We start from the raw sequence: 2140 nt of genomic DNA, 5'->3' as shown, positions 1-2140 counted from the left end.
GCGGTTAAGAAACTCACGCACGTAACGGTCTACTGTTGCTGGCAACGCAGGGAATTTAGCCATAGAGGAAGTCTGTCCTTAGAGTTCAGCCATTGAGCTGGCCACAATCACGGCGGTCACGGTATCGGTCCCTGCCAACTCAAACTGCCAGCGACTGCCCCGGCCTGCGGGTAACCGGAAGCCCCGGTCAGACGTGACCGGCAGTTCCAGAATTTGCTGTTCATCCCGAAACACCCGAAACACCAGATCGGTATAACTGTCGGCCATGATCCTTGCCGAACTGAACAGGGCAGGCTTTCCCTGAAACACCTTGCTGCGCCACCGATAGGGCATCAGCGCAGCGCCTTTGTCCCACGCTTTGATGGTATTGCCAATGGCCAGATACAGGCTGTCGTCCTGAAGATCTCGGTAACAAGCATCAGCGTATGTGCCGAGCTCGGTAAAGGTGCCGCTGTCCGGGCTGAAGATAAAGCCGCCCTTTTCGTCTGGAGAGTCCGCCGAATCACCATAAAAACCAAAGTACCGGCCATCATGGAAGCAGGCATGGATGGTCTGTGGCTTGAACCGTTGCCGCCAGTCTTCCGGGTTGATGATATTGCGGGTCATCAACTCTGCACGGCCGCCAGCGATCCGCACCAGACCATCGGGTGAGGCATACAGGGCCATATCCCCCATATCCACCATGCTACGCTTGCTGATGCAGGCGTGTGCCGTATCGAGCCGTTCCAGGGTCATGGCACTGGGTTCGGTGCCAAAGGCCACATAGGGATAACCATCCGTGGCAATGATCACACTGTTGGCGGCCACTGCTAGCGACTGAATGTCATACTCCACCGCCAGCCGGTAGGCTGCTGGCCAGGCATACAGATGGTAAGGCTCGCTGAACATCAGCTCCTTGCCGGAGAATCCCGCCGCCACGCCACCGGGCAGCACCACCATGCCTTGCAGGTTGTTGGGTGGCGCTATCCAGCCGATGGTTTTCAGGATGCCGCCCCGTTGGTCCAACGGCGTTTGATCCACCACAGTGGTGACACCTACGGGGGTATCGGTGGCCACCGTTCCAGCATTGTTGATCTGGGTGCAAAGCTGATACACGCCGATCTGGGTGCTGGTGTAAATCCGGTAATGGGTGATATTCAGGTCCACGGCACCGGGACCGGCACCCAAGGTAATGTCCACCGTTTCACCGGGCTTCACCACAATCTCACCGGAGGGCAGCGATGGTGGACCTTCCCGTCCGTTTTCGTCCACCCAGGTATAACTGTAGAAACGGGTTTCGGCATCCACTTCTTCAGCATCGTCCAGCGGTGTACCACTGAGCGTCACCACGGGAGCCACGTCCGGTTCCGGCAGTCCAAGCTGATGGTCATTGACCGGGTAGTCACTGCCACCACTCAGGGCCAGCCCGTTATCGGTGTAGCGGGGACCTTTCACCGTGCCGGTGTAGTAAACCCGGTTATTAGGATCGTCGGCCACCGGGGAACGGATCACGTCCACGTCCGTGGTCCAGTCAAACCAGTACCGGCTGCCTTCGTTGCGATAGAGGTAGATGGACTGCGGCGTGGCGTTCAGGGCCTGTTCATCAGCAGAAGCGTAGTAGGCTCGCAGGCTGCCATTGGTCAACCGGCAGTCAATGGCGGCCTCTGCCTGGGTGTCTTCGAGCAGATGGCTGTCCAGCCAGGGGACTTCGCCGGTGAAGGAAGTGATGTCCAGTTTCATGGGCGTTTACTTTTTCAAGCCATACAGGGAAACCGAACCGGACAGCTTGTCAGCCACACTGGCAAACAGTTTTATTCCGTGCATGGTTCCACCCCATTCCGCTGACATCGTGGCGTACAAATAAGGGATGCCATTACCGGTTTGCAGATGACCGGTGATCGCGCCCAGTCCATTACCTCCTGGTGTGATGTTGATCTGACCAGAGATATTTATTGAGTCAAAGGTGTCGTCCATTAGTCGCAGGCCAAGATACTCTTTGGCCACTGGAGTCGTTGACCCGTCATTGGCCAGCACTTTCATTCTGAATGCGCCATAACCATCCCAGAATCCCCCTCCGGCACTTTGCTGAATGGATAAGCCCATATACTTTCCAACAAAATCAGTGTCACTGATAGTGACATTGTTCAATATCAACAAGTAT

At 56.4% G+C, this 2140-nt stretch carries 2 protein-coding genes; both read right to left on the bottom strand.

Annotation, left to right across the window (positions count from 1 at the left end; all coding sequences use genetic code 11):
* Positions 1-78: 78 nt before the first annotated feature.
* On the bottom strand, positions 79-1719 hold the full coding sequence (locus ACO6V1_RS23615; RefSeq protein WP_422468994.1) for a hypothetical protein: 1641 nt from the start codon (positions 1717-1719) through the stop codon (positions 79-81).
* A gap of 6 nt (positions 1720-1725) precedes the next feature.
* The coding region (locus ACO6V1_RS23610) for a hypothetical protein (RefSeq protein WP_422468992.1) at positions 1726-2140 on the bottom strand (415 nt) is incomplete at its 5' end.

The organism is Endozoicomonas sp. ALC013 (assembly GCF_049310205.1).
In the GTDB taxonomy this organism is placed as follows: domain Bacteria; phylum Pseudomonadota; class Gammaproteobacteria; order Pseudomonadales; family Endozoicomonadaceae; genus Endozoicomonas.
The sequence above is the reverse complement of the archived record's forward strand: the minus strand, read 5'-3'. Positions and strand labels throughout refer to the sequence as shown.

What these genes read in the sequence shown, in the direction of transcription:
- ACO6V1_RS23615 (WP_422468994.1), bottom strand. Translation starts at nt 1,719, where the DNA reads ATGAAACTGGACATCACTTCCTTCACCGGCGAAGTCCCCTGGCTGGAC.